Raw genomic sequence first — 23,915 nt, 5'->3', positions numbered from 1 at the left:
CAACAAACAACAAGAGAAAGGTTCTGTGGCTTTGAACGGGACATTACAGGAACGAATTGAGCATTTTTTCGCGCAAGGCGCTGAAGCAGTTGGCAATAAAGACGCCGAAGCAGCATTTCTGGAACTGCGAACAGCACTTGAGGCCGGAACCTTGCGATCGGCGGAGCCGAACGCTTCCCTGCCCCTTGGCTGGAGGGTAAATGCCTGGGTGAAACGCGGAATATTGCTGGGCTTTCGCTTGGGACAATTGGCCGAGATGGGCTGCGGAGAAAGCCTCTCGTTCGTAGACAAGGCCACGTATCCTGCGCGGCGGTTCTCAGCTTCCGACGGTGTGCGAGTAGTACCCGGAGGATCAAGCGTAAGGGCTGGCGCGTATGTATCGAAGGGCGTCGTCGTGATGCCGCCAGCCTACGTGAATGTCGGCGCATATGTGGACGAAGGGACAATGGTAGATTCCCATGCGTTGGTAGGCAGTTGTGCGCAGATCGGCAAGCGCGTGCATCTGAGTGCGGCAGCACAGATTGGCGGAGTGCTGGAACCGGTAAATGCATCGCCAGTCATCATCGAGGACGACTGTCTGGTTGGCGGCAACACTGGAGTCTACGAGGGCACAGTGGTGCGCCAGCGGGCTGTGCTGGCGGCTGGAACGATCCTAACGCGCGGAACCCCGGTTTATGACTTGGTCAAGGGTGAAGTCTACAAAGCTTCAGACGAGTCGCCGCTGGTGATTCCCGAGGGAGCTGTCGTAGTTCCTGGGTCCCGCTCCGTCACCAAGGGTAAAGGGCAGGAGTGGGGATTGAGCGTCACCACACCAGTAATCGTGAAATACCGCGACGAGAAAACAGCGCTTTCCTCAGCACTCGAAGATCTGCTGCGCTAAGACAATAGGTAGCGTTCCTCAGTATTGCCTTTTGCGGCCCTGGGTTTTCCTGGAGGACAGCGACGAGATTCGCCTCTAGCGTTGACTAGCCAGCCATGATGCTGCCTGTAGCAGGCCAACGCTGCCCGCATGGGCACTACAAAGATTTGCCCCGCTACCTGAGTGGCGAGCATGCATGATAGCGAGAGTTTGCCGGTGGTAGCTGGGCGGTGCTTGAAGATCTCTGCTGGGTGATAAAGGGGTGGCTCTCGCCGAGAACCGCCTTCGATGAGGTCAGCGCGCTGCATCGGTCGACGTGATCATTAGTAATGAATGGGGCCGAGTCGCCAAGCTGGAAAAGAGATCAGCGCGGCGGAATCCGACCGTCTTCAACTAGCATTCGCAAGGCCTGATCGAAACCCTTCCAGGCTGCCGCAGCAAGCCCCCCACCAACGCTCACTCTTCGCACTCCCGCTGCAGCCAGATCTGCAACCCGCATCTCCGGCTTGATCAATAAGGCGTTCACCGGCTTTGGCGCAACTGCTGCCACGATCTCACGAATTGCCGCAATGTCATTAACGCCTGGAGCATACAGGCAATCAGCGCCAGCATCGGCATAGGCAGTAAGGCGCGCAATCGTCGCGTCCACTTGTGTGCGGCCAATCAGAAAACCTTCAGAACGTGCCACGAGCAAAGCGTCTTCGCCGGTACGATCAATCGCTTCCCGCGCAGCACGAATCCGCTCTACTGCAAGAGCAGGTTCGTAGAGTTCTCTACCCGTACGATCTTCAATCGAAAGCCCAGCTACACCAGTCGCCACAGCAAGCTCAACATTCGCGCCAACACCCGCGGGATCATCCGCAAAGCCAGCTTCAAAATCAGCGTTGATCGGCAGGTCTGTCGACGAACACAGCATCCGAAGATGAACCAGAATTGTGTCGCGAGAGAGCTCACCATCTTCACGCCCCATAGCCCATGCCGCACCGGAACTTGTTGAGGCTATTGCTTTGAACCCAGCTCGTACCAGTCGCACAGTGCTACCTACGTCCCAGGCGTTTGGCAAAACGAAACAGCCTTCACGGTGCAACTCTCGAAATACCGCCCGTTTTGTAGCAACATCTGCCGTCATAGCACTGTTCCTTTGCCTCAAAATAAATCAGGAGCATCCAACAGTCAGGCCGTCATGACCGCTACTGCCGTTGCTCCTGCTTTATAACGAAGCTACTTCAGTTCATAGCCAGCGAAGAAGTACCCAATCTCAAACTCTGCAGTCTCCTCGGCGTCTGATCCATGAATTGCATTCTCGCCAATCGACGCTGCGAACTTCTTGCGGATCGTGCCCTCTTCGGCCTGCGCCGGATTAGTCGCCCCCATCAGCTTGCGCAAGTCTGCAATGGCATTCTGCTTTTCGAGAACCATCGGGAAGATCGGCCCGCTTGACATGAAGTCCGTGAGTTCACCGAAAAACGGACGCGCCGCATGAACATGGTAAAAACCTTCGGCTTGAGCCTTTGAAATGGAAGCTTTTTTGATGGAAACGATCCTAAACCCTGCCTTTTCAATCTCGGCAAGAATGGCTCCTGCATGGCCCTTCCGGACCGCGTCGGGCTTAATGATGCTGAATGTGCGCTGTGACAACGTGTGTCTCCTCAGGAAAAGTGTCTAATAACAGTGTAGAACAATGCCTCTTAAGTGGCGTTTCGCTGCGGTCAGCATCGTTCTAACGTTGGGCAGGACGCTGATGCGGAAGACACTCTGGATATGGTTCGTGGGCTGCGCAGCATGGGTTTTCGATGGCTTCATCAGCCTTCGCTACCATGACCCGCTCCACGCTCGTCTGGCCTTCTGCGTAGCAATGGTCTTCCTTGTCGCTGGCTTCTTCTATCGCGCACAGCAACGCTGAGCAAAGCTAAGCCTTGCCCAACACCCGTGCCATGGCCTCGCCAATCTCAGCAGGCGACTTCACAACTGTAATTCCAGCCTCAGCCATCGCCTTCATCTTCTCTGCAGCGGTTCCCTCACCGCCCGAGATGATCGCGCCTGCGTGACCCATCCTGCGGCCCGGAGGCGCAGTCTGACCGGCGATGAACCCAACTACAGGCTTCTTTACGTTCTGCTTAATGTACTTCGCAGCAGCCTCTTCCGCCGTCCCACCGATCTCGCCGATCATAATGATCGCTGCAGTCTCGGGGTCCTCATTCAACATCTTCAACGCATCGATGTGTGTCGTTCCGATGATCGGGTCGCCACCGATGCCGATTGCCGTCGATTGGCCAATCCCGCGCGTCGTCAACTGATACACCGCCTCGTAGGTCAGCGTGCCCGACTTCGAGACGATACCGACGTTGCCTTCCTTGTGAATCCGCCCCGGCATGATGCCAACCTTCGCCTTGCCCGGCGAGATCACGCCCGGGCAGTTCGGTCCGATCAGACGCGACTTCGAGCCCTTCACCACCTCCCAGGTCTTCACCATGTCCAGCACAGGAATCCCCTCGGTGATGCAGATGACCAGCGGCACCTCGGCAGCAACAGCCTCCTGAATGCCATCGGCAGCAAACGGCGGTGGCACAAAGATCACAGTCACATTCGCGCCGGTCTCCTTCACGGCTTCTTCAACGGTATTGAAGACAGGCCAGCCCTCATGCGTCGTGCCGCCCTTGCCCGGTGTCACACCGCCGACCACCTTCGTCCCATACTCAGCGCAACCCTTCGCGTGGAACGTGCCCTCACGCCCGGTAATTCCTTGCACAATCAGCCGCGTATTCTTATCAACCAGTACTGCCATTACTTACCACCTTTCGCGGCTGCGACTGCAAGATCAGCAGCTTCCTTCATCGTCGATCCGACCTCAAACTTCAGTCCTGACTCCTTGAGAATCCTGCGCCCTTCTTCGACGTTCGTGCCTTCCAGGCGCAGAATGATCGGCAGATTCACACTCAACTTCTTCGCCGCCGCGACGACTGCAGTCGCCAGCACATCCACGCGCAGAATGCCGCCGAAGATATTGATGAAGATCGCCTTCACATGCGGATCGCTCAGCAGAATCCCGAAGGCATTCTCAATCTGCTCCTGGTTTGCGCCGCCGCCTACATCCAGAAAGTTCGCCGCAGCGCCGCCGGCATACTGAATGATGTCCATCGTCGCCATCGCGAGTCCGGCGCCGTTCACCATGCAGGCAATCGAGCCATCGAGCTTGATATAGTTCAGCGCAAACTTCGACGCTTCGACCTCAAGCGGGTCTTCCTCAGACAGGTCGCGCAGCTCCTTCAAGTCCTTGTGCCGAAACATCGCGTTGTCGTCGAAATTAATCTTGCAGTCGAGCGCGAGCAGCTTGTCGTCCTTCGTTGTGATGAAGGGATTGATCTCCATCAGCGTCGAGTCCGTCTCCACAAACGCGCGGTAGAGCCCCATCATGAACTTCACTGCGTCGTTGATCTGCGTTGGCTTCAGCCCCAGCTTGAACGCCAGCTTACGCGCCTGATACGGCTGCAAGCCAACCGCCGGGTCGATGTATTCCTTGTAAATCTTCTCCGGAGTCGCATGGGCGACCTCCTCAATCTCCATGCCGCCAGCTTGCGAAGCCATAAACACCAACTTCGCCGCGGCACGATCGAGCACAATGCCGAGGTAAAGCTCGCGGTCAATCGCCGAGCCTTCCTCGATCAGCAGTCGCTGCACCTTCTGTCCCTGCGGCCCTGTCTGGTGCGTCACCAACTGCATCCCCAGAATCGCCTTCGCGGCGGCCTGCGCATCAGCCAGCGACTTGGTTACCTTCACACCGCCGCCCTTGCCACGCCCGCCAGCGTGAATCTGCGCCTTCACTACAACCACCGGTGTGCCATTGTCGAAAAGGTCTTTCGCGGCCCTGTCGGCCTCTTCGAGCGTGGAAACCATCTCGCCGCCCGGGACCGGCACACCATACTTCCGCAGGATCTCTTTTGCCTGATACTCGTGAATTTTCATAGGGATGTTCTTTTCAGGGAAACTGCCAACTCAAGAAGTGTAGCGAACACGCTCAGCCAGTCGCAACGAAATACCGCACAACCGTGCGGTTATCGGCGATTTTTATATTTTGTTTATAGTGTTCGCGCACCACCCGCGAACATCGACAGCAGTAGTCACCTGCTAACCTTGCTTAAAGCATGTCTGTACAGCCTCATCTCAAACAGATCATTGAAGGCCGCACTACGCTCACACGCGAAGAGGCCCGCGCTCTCATGCAGAGCATCCTTGCAGGCGAGCTCAATGATGTGGAAATCGCTGCCATGGTTGGAGCACTAGCAGCGCGCGGAGAGACGCCAGCCGAGCTTACTGGATTCGTTGACACGATGAGAGCTGCCGTCACTCCAATCCCCCTCGAGGCCGACGAGCGACTTCGACTGGTCGATACATGTGGCACCGGCGGCGATGGCAGCCGCACCTTCAACATCTCCACAGCCGCTGCGCTGGTGGCCGCAGCAGCACCTACTGCCGAGGCTGGCACTGGCGTCATGGTCGCCAAACACGGCAATCGTGCGATTACTTCGCAGTGCGGCTCAGCGGATGTGCTGGAAGCTCTCGGGATTCCGGTTGGCCTCGCTCCTGATGAGGCTACCGAGGCGCTCCGCCGACATCGGTTTGCTTTTCTCCATGCGCCGAGCCTTCATCCGGCGATGCGGGCGGTGATGCCTGTGCGGAAGGCGCTCGGCGTGCGCACGGTCTTCAACCTGCTCGGGCCTCTGACCAATCCGGCGGGGGCGTCGGCGCAGGTGATGGGGGTTTACGCTCCGCAGGCGGTTGAGCTTGTGGCTGAGGCGATGGTCCTGCTCGGCACACGTCATGCTTTCGTCGTGCACGGCACGGCTGAGAGCGCCGATGGTACGACGCGCGGGTTGGATGAGATTTCGATCTCTGGGCCTACTCATCTGGCTGAGGTTCACAACGGGATCGTGACGCTTTCGACCATCGCGCCGGAGGATGTTGGGTTGACGCGCGCGCCGATGGAGGCGCTGATCGGCGGCGATGCCGGGGAGAACGCGCGGATCCTCCGGGCGGTCTTCGCCGGGGAGTCCGGGCCACGGCGGGACATCGTGCTGCTGAATGCGGCGGCGGTGCTGGTTGCGGCGGACCTGGCCCCGACGCTCAGGGCCGGGGTGGAGCTTGCGGCCAAGACGATCGACTCGGGGGCGGTTACGGAACTGGTGGCGACGTTGGCGCGTAGAGGATAGAATCCGGTTGCCTGCCTAGGCCCCGAAGGAGTGCTGCCCGATGTCGACCTACCCGCCACCGCCCCTGACCATCCACCCGGCGTTTACCACCACGGCGTTCGAGCTTCCCGGTTACCGGATTGTCCGGAACCTGGGTGTTGTGCGCGGGATTGTCGTGCGCTCGAGGAATGTCTTCGCGACCATCGGGGCGGGGCTCCAGACGCTGGTTGGGGGAGACATCACCCTCTTTACGCAGCTCTGCGAGAAGACACGGCAGGACTCGTTTGCGATGATGACGCTGCACGCGACGCAGCTGGGGGCGAACGCGGTGGTGGGGTTTCGGTATGACGCCAACGAGGTGATGAAGGGCGTGACCGAGGTGCTGGCTTACGGGACGGCGGTTGTCGTCGAGCCCATCGCCTAGCGGGACCCCCTCCCCTGTGTTTTCGTGCAAAGTCTTCGAAACAGGTGGTTTAGGCCTGGACTTCGCCTGCATGCCTTCCTGTAAGTTATTGATTTTATGAGAAGACACGGGCTGGCTCCTTGTAAAGTCTTGACTGCAAATGAGTAAAGCCCCGGAGGTGTGCCGGGGCTTCTTTATTTTGATCTGTCTCTATTTTAGCTGGGTGATAGAAACTAAACCGCCACTTTCCTGGAAGAAATATCTGCTTTCGGATGTGGTGGTTGCGAGGGTTTCTCTTGCGGCGGGGGCTTGACAGCAATTGCTATCGGCGACGATAGCCCCGGTTGAAGTTGAAGCGATAGGTGACACCGAGGGTGATCGCTTTGGGGTGGATGGGATTGTAGACGGTGCCAACGAAGGGTGTGTCCCAGTGCTGGAACTGGTAGTCGAACTTCGCTCCCCAGTGATCGGTGAGCTGGTAGTCGAGTCCGCCGCCGAGGGAGTAGATAAAACTCGTCGTTTTGAGATAGAGGGTGTTGTTGTAGAGGACGCCACCGTTCTCGTAGGTAATCTGGCCGCGGCCGAAGAGGAAGTCGGCGTAGGGATGGAAGCGGTTGTAGCGGTACTCGACTTTGGGCCCGAGCAGGAAATTAAGCTGACTGTCGACGTGGCCGCCGTCGATGGGAGCGGTGCCGCGCAGCTCGAAGGAGGGTTTGACGTGCGGGACGGTCATGAAGGTGAGATCGCCGCCGAGGGTGATGCCCGCGTTTTTGCCACCGAGAAAGTTGGTGTAGGTACCGGTGAGACCACCGAAGGCCGAGACCTGCAGGCGTTGGATGGCCGTGGGTGCGGTCTGGGCGAGGGTTGTGGAGGCGGGCAATGCGAAGGCTACAACGAGCGCGAGCTTCGCAAGGTGGGATGTCTTCATGCAGCTTTGGACCTCAATTCACATTTCGACGGACGGCTCGGCGGGATCGTTCTTCTAGTGTAGCCAGAGTCCGGCGGTTTGTTTCGACCTGGTGAAACTTGCTGGTGGTTGGAGTGAAGAGTTTTTTCGCTCCGCCAAGATGATGTGGTGTGAATCTGGATGAAGGGGAAAGTGGTTCGAGCTGGAACATCTATGAGTCGGGCTTTCAGCCCTCTGGATTCTGTTGGTTCGCCAACCTGGGGTTTCACCCCAGGCTGGTATGAGTCGGGCCTTTGGCCCTCTGCGGCTACGCCGTTGAGAGCGGTTCGAGCTGCGCTCGAATGGCGCATGTCTCAGACGCGACAGGCTCAGGGCAGGCTATGGGGCACACCCCGCATCTGTGTTCGTAAGGGAGGCAAACGCAGATTCCATCCGGGAATGACAAACAAAAAGCAGGTCCTCTCGCTGCCTGCCCCAGCCAGCAAGCTGGCCGGGACCCCGTTCGCGGAAGGATGACAACTGTTGGGGTGAGGCGCCCGGGGAGTTGTGGTTGAAAGGGTTCGAGGGTATGGGTGGATTTGGCGGTGTCGGGGTCCTTCGACTCCGCTCCCTGCGGTCGCTTCGCTCAGGATGACGGCTGGTTTGGGTGAGATCGCGGAGTGATTTAAGATGCTTGCTATGCCAAGTGTAGATGACGCAAAGGTGATGGCCGCGCGGAAGAGCCTGGAGTTTGTGAAGCCAGGCATGGTGGTGGGACTGGGATCGGGCTCAACGGCGACGCACTTTATTCGTTTGCTGGGTGAGCAAGTGCAGGCAGGGTTGAAGGTACGGGGGATCGCATCGTCGCAAGCGAGCGAGGAACTGGCCGTGTCGCTGGGGATTCCGGTGATCGACTTCAGGACTGCGACTGAGATTGATGTGGCGATTGATGGCGCGGACGAGGTGGGGCCGGAGCTGGCGCTGATCAAAGGCGGCGGCGGCGCGCTGCTGCGCGAGAAGATTGTGGCCAGCGCGGCAAAGCAGTTTGTCATCGTGGCCGATGGGAGCAAGGTGGTGAAGCACCTGGGCAGGTTTCCTCTGCCGGTGGAGGTGATTCAACTGGCGGAGCCGCTGGTGCGACATCGGCTGGAGACGCTGGGATTGAAGCCTTCGCGGCGCAAGGCGAAGGATGGCTCGGACTACATCACGGATGAGGGCAACTTCATTTTGGATTGCGCGTGCGGCGAGATGAACGACCCGGGGAAGATTGCCGCGGAGATTCGCGCGATTGTAGGGGTGGTGGAGCATGGGCTGTTTCTGCATATGGCGACGCGCGCGCTGATTGCGGATGGAAGCGGCGTTCGCGAGCTGCTGCCATAGTGGGCGGCGTGTGATGCGCTGGACAAAACTTCCGCGCGGGATGCATGCGCTGGTGGCTCGCGAGAGAGACTCGGTGCTGCTTGAGACTTCGCGGTTTGATGAAGAGAACCGGCGGAGTCTTTTGTTCTTGCGCGCGGAGCGGGTGATTGAGGCATCGACGCTGGATGAGGTGCCGGGGGTCTTCGCGGAGATTGAGGCGGCGCTTGCGGATGGGTGCTATGTCGCGGGGTATGTGGGGTACGAGTGCGGGTATCACTTTGAGCGTGTCGGTGGCGGTGAGCTGAGTAGAAAAGCAGGTCCTCCGCCTTCGGCGAAGGATGACAACTTTAAGGGTGCAGATTATTCAAAGCCATTGGCGTGGTTTGGCGTGTATCGGGCGCCGGTGGTGTTTGACCATGAGCGCGGGTGTTTTGAGGGTGGGTTTGCGCTGCCGGATGGAGCTGATTCGGATGTGAGTTTGCCTGTGCGGTTTGTGGATGCGGTTCGGCTGGAGACTTCCGAGGCGGAGTACTCGCGGAAGATTGAGCGGATCGAGGAGTACATCGCTGCGGGCGAGACGTACCAGGTGAACTTTACCGATCGCGTGCGTGTGCCGTGCGCGATGCGCGCGGATGTTGCGTTTGGCGTGCTTGCGCGGCAGCAGCCTGTATCCTACGCGGCGATGCTGAACATGGGTACGCGGCAGGTGTTGTCGCTTTCGCCGGAGCTTTTTTTTCGGATGGATGGCGACCGGATTGTGACACGGCCGATGAAGGGTACGATGTCTCGCGGGCTGGATAGCGAGGAGGACTGCGCGGCGGCGGTGCGGCTGGAGCATGACGAGAAGAATCGCGCCGAGCACCTGATGATTGTGGACCTGCTGCGCAATGACCTGGGGCGGGTGGCGGAGATGGGCACCGTGCGGGTAGAGGATATTTTTTCTGTGGAGCGTTACAGGACGCTGCTGCAGATGACTTCGACGGTTGCGGGCAGGCTGCGGCCGGGGCTCTCGTTTTATGAGATCTTTCGCGCGATGTTTCCTGGAGGGTCGATTACGGGCGCGCCGAAGATTCGCACGATGGAGATTATTCGGGAGATGGAGCGCGGGCCGAGGGGCGTGTATACGGGCGCGATCGGGTTCATCTCGCCTGGGCGCGAGGCGGTGTTCAATGTGGCGATCCGGACACTGGTGCTGGAGGATGGCGAGGCTCGGATGGGCGTGGGCGGCGGGATTGTTGCGGATTCGGTGGCGGGCGATGAGTACAGGGAGTGTCTGCTGAAGGCGGCGTTTCTGACGCGGGAGCTGCGGGAGTTTCGGTTGATTGAGACGATGCTGTGGGAGCGTGGTGAGTATTTTCTGCTGGAGATGCATCTGGATAGGCTGGCGGGTTCGGCGGAGTACTTTGATTTTGTGTGCGAGCGCGAGGCGGTGACGGCGCGGCTGGCGGATGAGGCGCGAGGGTTTCGTGAGGGCGAGCGCTATCGGGTGAGGTTGCTGCTGGGTGAGGACGGTGGGGTTTCGGTTACGGCTGTGGAGCTGGGTGGAGGCGCGGGGGTGGCGCGGGTGCGGTTTTCGGCAGAGCGGACTTGTGCGGGCGATGTGTTTCTGCGACACAAGACAACGCGGCGGGAGCTATATGAACGCGAGTTTGCGCGGGCTCGGGGTGAGGGGTTGGATGAGGTGTTCTTTTTGAACGAACGCGGCGAGGTGACGGAGGGGGCGATCAGCAATGTGTTCGTTCGGCGAGGAGGCAGGCTGCTGACTCCGCCGGTGAGCGCTGGGGTTTTGCCGGGAGTATTGCGGCGGCATCTGATTGAGTCCGGGCAGGCTGAGGAAGCGGTGCTGCGGCTGGAGGATGTGGCGGAGGCGGAGACGGTTTTTATGGGGAACTCGGTGCGGGGGTTGGTTGAGGCGAGGGTTTTGGGTGAGTGAAAGTGGTAATTTCATGGCAACTGCAAAGTGGCAAAGTTTTGCCTACAATGTGCAAGATTTATGCAAGTTGCTGATAAATCAGGGGCGGTGATTTGGCCTTTGGGTTGCTTCTCGTATGTGCAAGTGAATGCATACGGGAGCGTACATGGTAGCGACGATACAACGGACGAAGACATACATCGTAGGAGTGTTGCTTACGTCCAGCCTCTTTTTGTTCGGGGTGCTTGCAGCGTTTGGGGATAGCTATCAGGTGAATGTGGTGGCTTATACGCAGAGCGAGAACTTTGCGGGGATCGACGCGGCGGGCGACTTTGTGGTGAATGTGTCGAACTCGCTGATGAATCCGGGAAGCTCGTGCGGCGGGGTGATGGGGGCTTCGACTTGCTTTGAGACTTATTATGTGGGGCAGCAGAGCGGGGTGTACTCGACGGCGCTGCCGAGCCTGAACTGGGATGATGGCACGGCGTGCTCGGCCGATGGGTTGTCGGGCGTGTGCAATGGCACGCATGAGGTGCTGGGCGGGTTTCTGGGGGGCGTGAAGGGCGTGTGGGATGGGTCGGCGGGGTCGCTGACGGAGATTATGCCGGGTGAGTCGTTTGATGGCGGATATATCAATGCGCTCGGCGATGCGGTGTTTATTGATGGCTCGAACGATACGCTGGTGTCGGTGGTGGACTCGCCGGCGGTGTCAGGGTTGGATTTGCACATGGATATGGTGGACCCGGCTGCGGTTCCGGAGCCGGCGAGCTTTTGGCTGGTGGGGCTGGGAATGCTGGCTTCGGCTGCGGTGGTGACCGAGCGCCGGGTGCATTGCCGGGTTGCGGTGAAGCATTCACGAGATCGACGCGGCTGGTGAAAGCGCGGTTGTGCTGCTGTACTTGTTCGTCTGCCTTGTGTTTCTCCGGTCTGTAGGGTTTTGCTGCTGTATTTGAAGCGTTCGGGGTTAGGAAGAACCTGGAATGGAGGGCCTGTTGAGTGGTCCGGGGGTGTGCCCTCCATTTCGGGTGTTTATTTTATGAGTTGGGCGGGATTGGAAACACTCGACAATATGGTTGGTGTCAGGATGCCGCCGGGCTTGTGAAGCGGCGTTTGTGATATGTTTCTTGCCACTTCCCCATGGGAGGTTGAGGAGACCAATGAAAAAGTCACTCCTGTTTCCAGCAGTATTGATTGTTCTAACGCTTCCGGCGTTCGGCATGGGTCAGCGTGGAGGTGGCGACCATGGCGGCGGTGGAGACCATGGACACGGTGCTCCTGCCGCGCATCCTGCGCCGGCACGCGGCCCCGCGGCGTTTCATGGAACACCACGGGCCGCGGACAACCACAACTTCAGCGATAAGGCCGGGCATCCGAATGCGCCGCACGTCGATGGCAATCACTGGGTAGGCCATGATACCGGTAAAAATGATGCGAATTTTCATCTGGACCATCCGTGGGAACATGGGCACTTCACGGGAGGGTTTGGTCGAAGCCATGTATGGCGTTTGGCTGGTGGTGGACCGGGCCGGTTCTGGTTTGGCGGGTTCTACTTCAGCGTAGCTCCGACGGACGTGGGCTATTGCGATGGATGGCTGTGGGACTCGGATGAGATTGTGATCTACGAGGACCCAGACCATGTCGGATGGTACCTGGCATACAACACGCGGCTGGGAACGTATGTGCATGTGATGTATCTGGGGTAGTTTCTGTCAACACGGCTGGAAGAAGTGCTCCTGTTTGGAGCACTTCTTTTTTTGCGGAAACCTGAGGGTGCTCAAGCCGTCAGTATGAGTAAGGGATTGCTGTAGGATTCGAGATGCATGAAGCGGATTGTGGGCAAGGTGGTGCTTGGGCTGATTGTGGCGCTGGCTGTCGTCTATCTGGGCGATATGGCGGTGTGGGGTGTGCGCGCGAAGTTGGGCCACGGCATGGGGAAGGTTGTGGTCAGCCGTTTTGTGGTGGCTTCGCTGAAGGGTGGGAAAGAGGATTACTACTTTGACGGCACGGCTGAGGTGGATTGCAGCCGGTCGCTGTTTCCGCAGTCGGGTAGCGGAGCCTGCTGGTGGCTGGAGCGGCATAAGGTGATCTACGACCGCTGAGATGGAAGACGCCCATCGTTACGGCTGATGCGATGCCGTGAAGCGATGGGCGTTCGGGCCTGGATTTTGCGTGGCTACAGGTTGTTGGCCTTATTGCCTGTGACGAGTCGAAGCAGCCATGTGAGGATGACTGCGCCGAGGATGGCTACGAGGATGGTGTAGATCATTCCACCCGACCCAGCGAAGCCGACGGCGCGCATGATGAATCCGCCGATGATGGCACCGACGATGCCGATGATGATGTCCATGAGGGTGCCGTAGCCTCCGCCCTTCATGAGCTTTCCGGTAATAAAGCCTGCGATAAGTCCAACGATGATCCACCAGATGATACTGAACATCCGAAGTCTCCTTAGTGCTGGATTCGAAAAGGCCGCTGCCGGAAGGGCTGGCAGGTGAGAGGAAAGGTGACGGCGTGGCCTTCGGATCGATACCTGCGGCACACGCGCATGGGCGCTGCAATTCAGAGGGGAATTTTGCCGGTTCGGGTTGTTTGCCGTCAATAGCTTTCAAGAGAAATAGAAGGTGAAAACTTTTGCAGAGGGTTTCCTCCGTCGAAGTGATAAGCGGTGGCGCGGGGGATTTGGGTCGTTGCGCCCTGCGGGCTTCACTCCGGCCTTCGGCAGAGTGGAAGGCGCTTCGCGCGGCTTGTTTTTGGCACGGCTGAAGCCGTGCCCTTCCACCGAATTGCCAGATTTTGTGGTTGAGGCTTTCTTCGAGATCTATGAGTCGGGCCTTCAGCCCTCCGGGTTCTGTTGTTCGCCAACCTGGGGTTTCACCCCAGGCTGGTATGAGTCGGGCTTACAGCCCTCTGCGGCAGCGCCGTTGAAAGCGAGCTCGCAGGCCCTGTCTCAGAGGTGAGACCTTGAGCACCTGTGCGATTTTGTTGGGAAGTGACGGTTGTGGCTGAAAGGGTTTGAGGGTATTGGTGAATTTGGCGGTGTCGGGGTCCTTCGACTCCGCTCCCTGCGGTCGCTTCGCTCAGGATGACGGGGTGTGTGTCTGGGTGAAAGGAAAGCGGTTCGAGCTGCGCTCGAATGGCCCATGTCTCAGGAACGAGACATGGGGCACACGGCTATGGGACACCCGCGGGAGTTGTGGTTGAAAAGGTTCGAGGGTATGGGTGGGTTTGGCGGTGTCGGGGTCCTTCGACTCCGCTCCTGCGGTCGCTTCGCTCAGGATGACGGGTGTGGATGGGTACCTGGGGCTAGCGAGAGAGCACGAAGGAGCGGAGGTTGTTGCCCTGGTAGTAGTACTGGCTGGCCGGGCCTACGAGCTTTTCGAAGACGAATGAATCGCGGGAGATGGATGCCTTGGTTCCGTCGATGCCGAGGTAGCGGCCCTTGGGGAGTCTCCACACAACGTAGGGCGTGGCGATGGCCTGGGTGGTGACGGCGTCTTCGATGATCGGCTTGTCTTTTTTGAGGTAGACGAGATCGACCTTTTCGAGGAGGTTGTTCTGCCCGTCGTGCTGGATGAGCGCGACGATGAAGGATTGTTTGGCCTTCGAGGAGAAATTACCGGCGGCTACGCCCGCGCAGTCGCTGGGGTGGTTGTTGCTCCAGACACGCTGGTCTGCTTCGGAGAGATCGCCGCTCTGGACGATCTTCCAGTTGTCGTGCTCGACGGCAGAGTGGAGGGTGTCGGGCAGGCCGTTGAGGCAGGACGACTGGCCATGCATGCAGGCGGGAAGCGCAAGGAGGGCTGCGATGAGAGTCCAGCGAGAGAAGCTCATAGTCACCAGCTTGGTGCCGAATGGGGGATGGAAGCTATACGACGTTTGGGTGAGACGATGGTGAAACTATACATGGTGGCGGTCCAGATGGGAGATTTGTGGCTAAGGAAGGAAGGCGGTTCGAGCTTTGCGCGAATGTCCCGTGTCTCAGAATTGGGACATGGGGCACCCGCACCCAAGCAAAGATTTGTGCGGCTATAGGCGAAATGCGGGGGTTCTTCGCTGCGCTCAGAATGACAACGCAGGTGATGGCGATGACGATGACAACAAGAAAGACACTAAGAAAAAAACGGGGAGACGCATGGTGCGTCTCCCCTAGCCAGTTCCGAGGCCATCAGAACTGAATTCTGAGACCTTGTTGCAGCGTACGGTTGACGCTGGAGATGGTGTCGATGGTGGCGAAGCCCGTGGGACCGGCGCTGGTGCTGCCGACCGCAGAGGTGGGCGAGACGTTCGGCGCGCCAAAGACGGTGTGGTTGAGGACGTTGAAGGCTTCGAAGCGATATTCGAGGTTGAAGCGCTCGCCAATGTGGAAGGTCTTGATGACCGAAGCGTCGAGGTTGTTGGTGCCGTCCTGACGGAAGAAGTATTGCGGGACGGTACGGACGTTGTAGGTGCTGCTGGGCTGGCCGGTGTCGGTCAGATCCGTTCCATTCTTATAGCCAGCGCCAGTTCCGGTGTAGAAGACGGTCCGGTCGAATGCCTCGTTGTAGTTGCGCATGTTGACGTGGAAGTTTGAATTGAAGCCGTTGGATCCGTTGGCGAAATCAAACTGACTCCAGGAGATCGGCGTTCCGGAGAGCTTCTGGTAGATGGCGTTGACGGAGAAGCCGCCAATGAGCGCATCGACCAGACGGTTGTTGGCGAGCCAGGAGCGGCCGCGACCGATGGGCAGCGCGTAGCTGGTGGTGATGGAGAGATGGACCGGATAGTCCGAAGTGGACTCGCCATAGGTGAGTGGGCCGCCGGGTGTGAGCTGGCTGGTCATGAGATTGCGAGAGTATTCGTAGTTGACGTTAAGCTCGAGGCCATGGCTTGCACGAACGTGATAACGGGCCAGCAGCTCGTTGTAAGTGGCTGATGCTCCCGGGACCAACGCCTGCACGATGCTGGAGTACTCGGGGTAGCGCTGGAGAAGCGTGTATTTAGCGATCGTCTTGGATGTGTCGAGACTGCCTGTCATGCCTGGCAGGCCTTTGAACGGATTAGTGATGCTCTGCCCCAAGTTTGCCTGGACAACAGGATCGAGACGACGCGATTGGCTCATGTAGGGGTAATAGCCTGCGGCGCTGAGATTATTTGTATAGCTGAGATGGACCTGATGCGCACCGATGTAGCCGATGTCGATCATGGAGTTCGCGGTGAGCTGCTGCTGGATATCCAAGCTCCAACGCTGTGAGTATGGCACCTGGAGATTGGGGCCGCGGAATTGAATGCCGCTGCCGAGGTTGGTGTTGATGCCGAGTGCGGAACCTGTGGGCTGTTGGATTGGATTCGAGGATGGGAATGGATCAGACAGCGTCGCCGCGGGGGTGACGTAGTTGTCGGTTGTGGGCACGAGCGAAGTGGTCGCCGAGAAGCCGTAGTTCTGTGGGGTGTTGTAGTCCGTGAACGGGTTGACGAAGACGCCAAAGCCGGCGCGAACGACCATCTTGTTATTGAAGACGGGAGGAGCAAACGAGATGCCGATGCGTGGGCTGACGTAAGCCTTCGGGGTGTTGTATTCGTTGCGGTGCGATGGCGTGGCATAGATCACGCCACCAGTCGAAACGAATGCAGAGGGAGGAAGCTCTGCGAGGTGGCTTGCGTTGGCCGCGTAGATGCTGGCATATGCGGCAGTCGCCGGAGCAGTGGCCTCGTTGGCGGTGGTGGAGTCCCAACCGACGACAGCACGGTTGAGCGATTCGGTAATGGGCGTCTCATGCTCGACGCGCATGCCGAGGTTGACGGTAAGCGAAGGAAGCAAGCGCCAATCGTCTTGCACGAAGCCGGAGAAGTACCAGGAGTTGTAGAGATATGCCTGCGATATGTTCTGCGTGCCGCCTGTGGGAATGCCGTAGAGGAAGCTGGCGAACGATGAGCCGAACGGTGGAGCAGCCGCAGCCGTGCTGGACGTCATGAAGTTGTTGCCGAAGGTAAAGCTGCCGGATGAGGAGCCGGGTGACAGCAACGCGTATTTGTAAAGCCGGAGATCTGGACCGATCTTGAGGACATGGTGTCCCCAAACCTTGGTTGTCGCGGAGAAGAACTGGAAGGTGTCGAATGCTTCGAGATTGCTTGGCTTGGTGCTGAGTCCGCCGAATGCTGTCGTGCCTTTTGGCTCAGAGAAGCTGATCTGCGGCATGAAGCGCTCGGTGGCGTTGTCGTCGATATAGCCGGGGTAGCCGATGGCAGTGGCATTGAATCCCTGGCTGTTTAAGGATGAGTTCAGATAGCTGCGCGTGAGGCTGGCGCGTGTGTCGGAGGTCAGGGTCGGGTTCCAGGTGCGAACGTAGTCCACGACTCCGCCCTGGTAGACATCGTAGGATGTGGTGCCGGTGGAGATGTTGTTGAAGATGTTGGCGAGCGAGCGCTTGTATTCGCTGCGGTGGGTCTCGAAGAAGATCTTGTTGCTGTCGTTGAGGCTCCAATCGAGACGGCCGGAGTGCGAGTTGTAGTTGTCGGTCGTTGGAATGTTGGAGAAGTAGTTGTTCTCGCCGTCGGGAGAGCCGGTGACGTTGGGCGCCGGGAAATATTTGATAAGCGCCTGAGAGACGGGATTGATCTTCGTGCTGGGAACGATGTTGCCCTGAAGCGGACTGCGGGCCACGCTGGTTCCCACTGCTACGCCAGAGTATGGATCGTAAAGTTGGTAGGAGCTGCCAAGTGCGAGTAGGGCCGAAAAATCGCCGCCACGCTCTGCCTGCGTTGGTACCGTGCTTAGAACCGGGTCAGGTGTGCTGCCGATGAAGCGCTCATACGCATAGAAGAAGAAGAGCTTGTCGCGACCGTTGAATACCTTGGGAATCCAGACCGGGCCACCGAGGGTAAAGCCGTATTGGTTCTGGCGCGTGGGTGGAGTCGTCGAGCCCTTGGGAATGAACCAGCGTTGCACGGCATTGATGCCGGAGAACTCGTTGAATTCGGAGGCGGTGCCGTGGAACTGGTTTGTGCCCGCTTTGGTGACAAGGTTGACCGTGCCACCGGAGGTGTCGCCGTAGGAGGCGTCAGATTCGAAGACATCGACGCGGACGGCCTGCACGGAGTCCAGGCTTGGGCTGAAGCCGGCGACGCGGGAGGAGTCCTGCATGTTGGGCACGCCGTTCAGGAGAAGCTCGTTGGACTGCGAGTTGCCGCCGCCGATGGAGAAGTCGCTGGTGGCGCTGTTATCGAACGGGCGCGTCTGGGTGACGGAATCCTTGGCTTTGGGCACGACGCCGTATTCGGTCTTGGCGAGGCCGAGCGGGGAGCGGCCGTTGTCGGGAAGGTCTTCGATCTCTTCGGAGGTGAGGACCTGGCCGGCGGTGGCGCTCTGGGTATCGATCAACGTGTTGTCGGCACTGACGTGGACCTCTTCGGCGACGGAGCCGACGGAGAGCGCGGCGTCTTCGCTGACGCGCGCGCCGGTTTGCAGAGTGATGTTGTCATGCACGAACTTCTGGAAGCCGGGCGCCGTGACCGTGATGCTGTATTTGCCGGGAAGCAGAAATGGAGTGGTGTATTGACCGGCTGCGTTGGTGGTGGTGTTGACCGCGACCTTGGTGTCCATGTTGGTCACGGTGACGGCTGCCTTGGGGATGATGGCGCCGGACGAGTCGGTGACGCGACCGGTCATGGTGGCGCGGAACTCCTGCGAGAAGGCGACCGCGGTGATGCAGAGCAAACAGACGAGTAAATATCGCTTCATGGGGCACTCCAATAAATTCGGCAGTTTTTAGCGAAAAGGTTGTCGATGAACCGGAATTACATCGGTGCAATGCGGATGTGTCAAGCAGTTTGTGAAAGTTAATTTCAAATTTTCGCTGAAAATGAATTTTGTTTTCACTCTCGATTAATCCTCTATTTATCAATTACTTGCAGGATGGACCGACCGCCGCCTTCTCATCTCTGCTTATTTGATTTCCAATTGGTTCTACCTATGAGGCCGGAAATTCCGCATTTCGGTACAGCAGTTTGAGGTGCGGAATTGTTTGGGGCGGCGTTGGCCTTTGAGAAAAGGCGACTACTCGATGCCCGCACGGGTGACCGAAATTCGGCACAAATCTCTCGTGCGGGTTCCGGTGAGCGGACATTTTCAGCGAGATGCTTTAGGTTGGAATGGAATAACGCGGAGACGCTCTGCTGGCATCAAAAACGAGAGACCGCTAACACTAACTAGAACGATGCGTCTTCTCCGTCGCAGTGGCGGCATTGGAGACGAATGGAGACAGAAATCTTTGATGAAATGTACAGGAAAGCACTTCTTCGTTTTGCCGCTTATGCTCGTTGCCGCTAGTTGCGCGGCGCAGTCTGCCCAGACGGCGGCTAGTCCTGCACCTGCGGCGCCCCAGACAACGACCGCATCGGCCATCATGCAGCAGCCGCTGAGTGATGTTGGGAACGCGCTGGACGGGTTGCGGCCGGAGAAGTGGAAGCTGACAGGCGCAATGAAGCAGGAGACGGCGTCGAACGTTAGCTCCATACAGCACGACCTGACCAATACGCTGCCGCCGCTGCTGGCGACTGCCGACCGTACACCTGATTCGGTTGTCGCGGTTCTGCCTGCTTATCGAAACATCGAAGCGCTTTACGATGTGCTGCTGCGCGTGACGGAGATTGGGCGCATGTCGGCCCCGGCAGACCAGGGAGCGGCTCTTAACCGGGCGCTGACCTCGCTTGAAAACGGGAGACGCGCACTGGGCGAGCGGATGCAGACCGCCGCGGCTGCTCGTGAGCAGCGGGTGCATGTGCTTGAAGCGAATGCGCGCGCGGCTGCGGCGGCTCCGAAGCCTGTTGCTGTGCCCTGCCCCACTGTGACCCACACGGCGACCACCCGACGCAGGACTCATAGAAAATCGACGAAATCGACGACAAAACCTGCTGCTTCTTCTACGAAGGCGTCGTCAACTAATTCGCAGACTGGCTCGCAGGGTTCGCAATCGGGGACTGCTTCGCATTAGCGGCGCGTCCTCATCCAATCCAGGTCTAGGTCACTGGGGCTGGATTGAAGAGGGCGAAGTCGTTGTGCAGGCCCCAGTGGTCGGCCCAGGTCTGCTGGTTGCCGCTGGCGACTTCGAGGACCATGCGGAAGAGCTCCCATCCTATTTCTTCGATGGTCGCGTGGCCTGTCGCAATTCTTCCTGCGTCGAGGTCGATCAGGTCGGGCCAGCGCTGGGCGAGCTCGGTGCGTGAGGCGACTTTGATGACTGGCGCCATCGCCAGGCCGTAGGGTGTTCCGCGCCCTGTGGTGAAGATGTGCATGTTCATCGATGCGGCGAGCTGCAACGTGCCGCAGATGAAGTCGCTTGCGGGTGTGGCGGCGAAGATGAGGCCTTTTTTTGTGACGCGTTCGCCGGGGCCGAAGACGCCGGTTATTGCGCTGGTTCCGGCTTTGGCGATGGAGCCGAGGGATTTTTCGACGATGTTGGCGAGGCCGCCTTCCTTGTTGCCGGGTGTGGGATTGGCGCTGCGGTCTGCGTCTCCGCGGCCGAGGTAGGCGTCGTACCAGTGCATCTGGCGGACGAGTTCGCGCGCGACGGATTCGTCGGCGGCGCGGGCGGTGAGTAGATCGATGGCGTCGCGGACTTCGGTGACTTCGGAGAACATCACGGTTGCTCCGGCGCGTACGAGCAGGTCGCTGGCGAAGCCTACTGCGGGATTTGCTGTGGCTCCGGAGAATGCGTCGCTGCCTCCGCATTGCAGGCCGACGACGAGATCGGATGCGGGACAGGTGACGCGGCGGCGCTGGTTGAGGCGGTCGAGGCGCTTCTCGGCCATCTGCATGATGGCGGCGATGATGTCGCCGAAGCCGCGATACTCTTCGTCCTGAAAGCGCATGACGTAGGACTCTTCGCGGAGCACGGGAAGCTTGCTCGCGGGTAACATGCGCGAGGGCTGCATTTTTTCGCAGCCGAGGCTGACGACGAGCGGTTCGCCGCCGAGGTTTGGGTTGAGGGCGAGATTGCCGAGGGTGCGGATGGGGATCTCGGCGCCGGGTGCGTTGATGGCGACGCCGCAGCCGTAGTTGTGCGTGATGGCGACGACGTCGTCTACGTTGGGGTAGCGCGGGAGAAGCTCGGCCTTGATGCGGCGTATGGCGTACTCGACGCTCGAAGAGACGCATTGCACGGTGGTGCTGATGGCGAGGATGTTTTTTGTGCCGGCTGTGCCGTCGGGGTTGCGATACCCCTGGAAGGTATAGCCTTCGAGTGGAGGCTGGGGCTTTGGGGTCTCGGTTGCGAGTGGGAGCGAATCGAGAGCGGGGGCTTCGGGGAGGGTGATGAGGCCTTCGTGCACCCAACTGCCGCGCTGGATTGCGCGTGTTGCGTAGCCGATGGTGACTCCATAGCGGATGATGGGTGCGCCTTGCGGCAGGTCGTTGAGTGCGAACTTGTGGGCTTCGGGGACTGGCTCTGTCAGGGTGAGTCCGCCTTCGAGCTGTGCGCCTTCGCGCAGGCCGCCGGCGTTTACAACGATTGCGACGTTGTCGCGCGGGTCCATGCGAAGCGAACGGGGACGGTCGGGCTGCGGGTGGTTCATGAGACCATCTTCTTCCTATGCTCGAAAGATTGCATCAGGCGAGGGATTGCATCAAGCGAGGCAGGGGCGCTTGGGGTTGAACTTCCAGCCGGGGCGGAGATATTGCATTGCCTTCGCGTCGTCGCGTGCACCGAGGCCTTCCTGTTGGTAGAGACGGTGTGCGGCTTCGACCTGCTGCATGTCCAACTCGACGCCGAGGCCTGGGGTTTGCGGAACTGTGATTTTGCCATCGGCTATGACGAGCGGATTTTGGGTGAGGCGCTGGCCGTCCTGCCAGATCCAGTGCGTGTCGATGGCGGTGATCTTTCCGGGTGCGGCGGCGGCGACGTGGGTGAACATTGCAAGCGAGATGTCGAAGTGGTTGTTGGAGTGCGAGCCCCACGTCATGCCCCAGTCGCGGCAGAACTGCGCTACGCGCACGGCGCCCTGCATGGTCCAGAAGTGTGGGTCGGCGAGAGGGATGTCGACGGCTCTCAACTCGGCTGCGTGCTTGAGCTCGCGCCAGTTGGTGGCGATCATGTTGGTTGCCGTGGGGAGGCCGGTGGCGTGGCGAAACTCGGCCATGATCTCGCGGCCGGAGAAGCCTTGTTCGGCTCCGCACGGGTCTTCGGCGTAGGCGAGGACTTCGCGCTTGCCGGTGCAGAGGGAGATGGCTTCGTCGAGCGACCAGGCCCCGTTGGGGTCGAGCGTGATGCGGGCCTGGGGGAAGCGCTCGGCGAGTGCGGTTGCGGCTTCCATCTCTTTTGCGCCGGGGAAGACGCCGCCTTTGAGCTTGAAGTCGTGGAAGCCGTAGCGGGCTTGTGCGGCTTCGGCGAGGCGCAGGATGGATTCGGTGGAGAGCGCTTCTTCGTGGCGCAGACGCAGCCATTCGTCGTCTGCGTGTTCGCCGCTTTGATAGGGGAGATCGGTCTTCTTTCTGTCGCCGATGAAGAAGAGGTAGCCGAGAACGTCGACGTGGGTGCGCTGCTGGCCTTCGCCTAGCAAGGCGGCAACGGACACGCCGAGGAACTGGCCGAGCAGGTCGAGCAGCGCGCACTCAATGGCCGTGACGGCGTGGACTGTCGTGCGCAGATCGAAGGTCTGGAGGCCGCGGCCCTCTGCGTCGCGGTCTCCGAAGCGCTGCTGCACGGTGTTGAGAATCTGCTGGTACGCCGCGATGGACTGGCCTTCGACGAGCACGCGGCTGTCTTCGAGGACGTTGCGGATTTTTTCTCCGCCGGGGACTTCTCCTACTCCGGTGTGGCCGGCGCTGTCGGTGAGGATGACGAGGTTGCGAGTGAAGAAGGGCGCGTGCGCTCCGCTGAGGTTGAGCAACATGCTGTCGTGTCCGGCGACCGGGATGACGCGCATGGTTTTGACTTGAGGCGTTCCCTTGAGATTGTCGGTGAGATTGCCGGGGTCGATCATGCGGCACCGCCTGATGGCTCTGGAAGGTCGAAGTCGACGCGCTTGATCTCGCCGACGATGGGCAGGTACGCGACGATGGCCATGACGGCGGTGGCCGCGACGAAGATGAGCGCGTCGTTGAAGGAGCCGGTGCGTTTGACGATGTAGCCGATGACGATGGGCGTGGTGACGCCTGCAAGGTTGCCTATCAAATTAAATAGCCCGCCGTTGATGCCGATCAGCGGCTTTGGCGAGGTGTCGGCGATGACCGTCCAGCCGAGCGCGCCGAAGCCTTTGCCGAAGAAGGCGAACGACAGGAGCACCATGACGAGCCACTGCGTGTTGGTGTAGTTGCAGCCGAGCATGGTGACGGCGAGCAGCATTCCCGAGACGATGGGGACCTTGCGGGCGAATGTCAGCGAGTGGCCCATGCGCAGGAGCTTGTCGGAGACGACGCCGCCGAGGATACCACCGATGGAGCCACAGAGCGCGGGCAGCGCGGCCATGATGCCGACTTTGACGATCGACATGTGGCGCGCCTCATAGAGATAGACCGGGAACCAGGTGAGGAAGAACCACGTCAACGTGGTGATGCAGTACTGGCCGAGATAGATGCCGACCAGCATACGATTGCTCAGGAGCATCTTCACGGCGGACCAGGTGAGGCGGTTTGCGGGCTTCTGCGCTTTGCCTGCGCGGAAGTCGATGTTGGTGAGGCCGCCGCCTTGCTCGATGAAGTCGATCTCGGCCTGATTGATGCGTGGATGGTCTTTGACGCCGTGGATCACTTTGGACCACAAGTAGACCAGCACGAAGCCTAACGCGCCCAGGAACCAGAAGCACTGCTTCCAGCCGCTGATATGGACGATCCAGCCCATGATGGGTCCAAAGAGAACGAGGGCGAAGTACTGCGACGAGTTGAAGATTGCAGAGGCGGTGCCGCGCTCCGCGGTTGGGAACCAGCTTGCTACGATGCGGCCGTTGCCGGGAAAGACGGGCGACTGCGCGAGTCCGGAGAGCAGACGGAGGCCGAAGATGACCGAGAAGGCGATGGCTGCGGGGAGGTATCCTGCGAAGCCCACCAGCAGCGCGCACAGCGACCAGAGGACGATGCTGGTTCCGTAGACGCGCTTGGAGCCGTAGCGATCGAGCAGGCCGCCGGCGGGGAGTTGCCCTGCGACGTAGGCCCAACTGAATCCGGAGAAGAGATAGCCGAGGCGGAGTGCATTCAGGTGAAGGTCGCGCGAGATGGAGACGCCTGCAATGGACAACGCGACGCGGTCGCCGTAGCTGAAGGCACTGGCGGCGAAGAGCATGGCGACGATGAGATACCGTATGCGCGTGCGCTTCGTCGGGCCGGCGTTGATGGGGAGACT

Annotated in this window: 21 protein-coding genes; 10 read left to right on the top strand and 11 right to left on the bottom strand. The window is 59.6% G+C overall.

The features are described from left to right. Positions 1-25: 25 nt before the first annotated feature. Positions 26-880 (top strand): 2,3,4,5-tetrahydropyridine-2,6-dicarboxylate N-succinyltransferase, encoded by an 855-nt coding sequence (locus tag IEX36_RS14545; RefSeq protein WP_188760281.1) that lies wholly within the window; start codon positions 26-28, stop codon positions 878-880. Positions 881-1,223: 343 nt separating this feature from the next. Here the strand turns inward: IEX36_RS14545 and IEX36_RS14540 are convergent, their stop codons facing one another. Next, complete coding sequence (locus IEX36_RS14540) at positions 1,224-1,988, bottom strand: isocitrate lyase/PEP mutase family protein (RefSeq protein WP_188760280.1); 765 nt, start codon at positions 1,986-1,988, stop codon at positions 1,224-1,226. 92 nt (positions 1,989-2,080) lie between these two features. Next, positions 2,081-2,497 carry a nucleoside-diphosphate kinase gene (gene ndk / locus IEX36_RS14535; RefSeq protein ID WP_188760279.1) on the bottom strand — a complete coding sequence of 139 codons (417 nt, stop codon included), beginning with the start codon at positions 2,495-2,497 and terminating at the stop codon, positions 2,081-2,083. Between the two features lie 103 nt (positions 2,498-2,600). Between ndk and IEX36_RS14530 the strand changes: the two genes are divergently transcribed. Beyond that, positions 2,601-2,762: a hypothetical protein gene (locus tag IEX36_RS14530; protein WP_188760278.1), complete on the top strand. Its 162-nt coding sequence runs from the start codon at positions 2,601-2,603 to the stop codon at positions 2,760-2,762. Between the two features lie 6 nt (positions 2,763-2,768). Here the strand turns inward: IEX36_RS14530 and sucD are convergent, their stop codons facing one another. After that, entirely contained in the window at positions 2,769-3,644 is an 876-nt protein-coding gene (gene sucD / locus IEX36_RS14525) for a succinate--CoA ligase subunit alpha (RefSeq protein WP_188760277.1), read from the bottom strand. Next, entirely contained in the window at positions 3,644-4,822 is a 1,179-nt protein-coding gene (sucC, locus tag IEX36_RS14520; protein WP_188760276.1) for an ADP-forming succinate--CoA ligase subunit beta, read from the bottom strand. The genes sucD and sucC overlap by 1 nt, the downstream gene beginning before the upstream one ends. 179 nt (positions 4,823-5,001) lie before the next feature. On the opposite strand from sucC, the gene trpD reads away from it, so the two are divergent. Together trpD and IEX36_RS14510 are read left to right on the top strand one after the other, a co-directional pair. Then, positions 5,002-6,066, top strand: a complete 1,065-nt coding sequence (gene trpD, locus IEX36_RS14515) for an anthranilate phosphoribosyltransferase (RefSeq protein ID WP_188760275.1) — start codon at positions 5,002-5,004, stop codon at positions 6,064-6,066. Between the two features lie 40 nt (positions 6,067-6,106). After that, entirely contained in the window at positions 6,107-6,469 is a 363-nt protein-coding gene (locus tag IEX36_RS14510; protein WP_188760274.1) for a YbjQ family protein, read from the top strand. A gap of 301 nt (positions 6,470-6,770) precedes the next feature. On the opposite strand, the gene IEX36_RS14505 is transcribed toward IEX36_RS14510, so the two are convergent. Next, positions 6,771-7,376, bottom strand: a complete 606-nt coding sequence (locus IEX36_RS14505) for an outer membrane beta-barrel protein (RefSeq protein ID WP_188760273.1) — start codon at positions 7,374-7,376, stop codon at positions 6,771-6,773. Between the two features lie 657 nt (positions 7,377-8,033). Between IEX36_RS14505 and rpiA the strand changes: the two genes are divergently transcribed. The 5 genes from rpiA (at position 8,034) to IEX36_RS14480 (ending at position 12,704) form a co-directional block, all read left to right on the top strand. Further along, positions 8,034-8,714: a ribose-5-phosphate isomerase RpiA gene (gene rpiA, locus IEX36_RS14500; protein WP_188760272.1), complete on the top strand. Its 681-nt coding sequence runs from the start codon at positions 8,034-8,036 to the stop codon at positions 8,712-8,714. Between the two features lie 13 nt (positions 8,715-8,727). After that, positions 8,728-10,626, top strand: coding sequence for an aminodeoxychorismate synthase component I (pabB, locus tag IEX36_RS14495; RefSeq protein WP_188760271.1), 1,899 nt, complete (start codon positions 8,728-8,730; stop codon positions 10,624-10,626). Between the two features lie 145 nt (positions 10,627-10,771). Continuing rightward, positions 10,772-11,482, top strand: a complete 711-nt coding sequence (locus IEX36_RS14490; protein ID WP_188760270.1) for a PEP-CTERM sorting domain-containing protein — start codon at positions 10,772-10,774, stop codon at positions 11,480-11,482. Positions 11,483-11,762: 280 nt separating this feature from the next. Further along, on the top strand, positions 11,763-12,308 hold the full coding sequence (locus tag IEX36_RS14485) for a hypothetical protein (RefSeq protein WP_188760269.1): 546 nt from the start codon (positions 11,763-11,765) through the stop codon (positions 12,306-12,308). A 117-nt stretch (positions 12,309-12,425) separates the two neighbouring features. Next, positions 12,426-12,704, top strand: a complete 279-nt coding sequence (locus tag IEX36_RS14480; RefSeq protein ID WP_188760268.1) for a hypothetical protein — start codon at positions 12,426-12,428, stop codon at positions 12,702-12,704. Positions 12,705-12,778: 74 nt separating this feature from the next. On the opposite strand, the gene IEX36_RS14475 is transcribed toward IEX36_RS14480, so the two are convergent. The 3 genes from IEX36_RS14475 to IEX36_RS14465 form a co-directional block, all read right to left on the bottom strand. Then, a complete protein-coding gene (locus IEX36_RS14475) occupies positions 12,779-13,042 on the bottom strand; it encodes a GlsB/YeaQ/YmgE family stress response membrane protein (protein ID WP_188760267.1) in 264 nt (87 codons plus the stop codon). An 866-nt stretch (positions 13,043-13,908) separates the two neighbouring features. Beyond that, entirely contained in the window at positions 13,909-14,436 is a 528-nt protein-coding gene (locus tag IEX36_RS14470) for a hypothetical protein (protein ID WP_188760266.1), read from the bottom strand. Between the two features lie 334 nt (positions 14,437-14,770). Continuing rightward, positions 14,771-18,322, bottom strand: coding sequence for a TonB-dependent receptor (locus tag IEX36_RS14465; protein WP_188760265.1), 3,552 nt, complete (start codon positions 18,320-18,322; stop codon positions 14,771-14,773). A 532-nt stretch (positions 18,323-18,854) separates the two neighbouring features. On the opposite strand from IEX36_RS14465, the gene IEX36_RS14460 reads away from it, so the two are divergent. Continuing rightward, positions 18,855-19,574 (top strand): hypothetical protein, encoded by a 720-nt coding sequence (locus tag IEX36_RS14460; RefSeq protein ID WP_188760264.1) that lies wholly within the window; start codon positions 18,855-18,857, stop codon positions 19,572-19,574. A 25-nt stretch (positions 19,575-19,599) separates the two neighbouring features. On the opposite strand, the gene garD is transcribed toward IEX36_RS14460, so the two are convergent. From garD to IEX36_RS14445, 3 genes are read right to left on the bottom strand one after another with little or no spacing between them, the layout of a single operon-like run. Continuing rightward, complete coding sequence (gene garD / locus IEX36_RS14455) at positions 19,600-21,153, bottom strand: galactarate dehydratase (RefSeq protein WP_188760263.1); 1,554 nt, start codon at positions 21,151-21,153, stop codon at positions 19,600-19,602. 51 nt (positions 21,154-21,204) lie between these two features. After that, complete coding sequence (locus IEX36_RS14450) at positions 21,205-22,560, bottom strand: enolase C-terminal domain-like protein (protein WP_188760262.1); 1,356 nt, start codon at positions 22,558-22,560, stop codon at positions 21,205-21,207. Further along, positions 22,557-23,855, bottom strand: coding sequence for an MFS transporter (locus tag IEX36_RS14445; RefSeq protein ID WP_188760261.1), 1,299 nt, complete (start codon positions 23,853-23,855; stop codon positions 22,557-22,559). Before IEX36_RS14445 ends, IEX36_RS14450 begins: the two co-directional genes overlap by 4 nt. Between the last annotated feature and the right edge of the window lie 60 nt (positions 23,856-23,915).

This window comes from Edaphobacter acidisoli (assembly GCF_014642855.1).
In the GTDB taxonomy this organism is placed as follows: domain Bacteria; phylum Acidobacteriota; class Terriglobia; order Terriglobales; family Acidobacteriaceae; genus Edaphobacter; species Edaphobacter acidisoli.
This window is presented reverse-complemented; position numbering and strand designations above follow the sequence as displayed.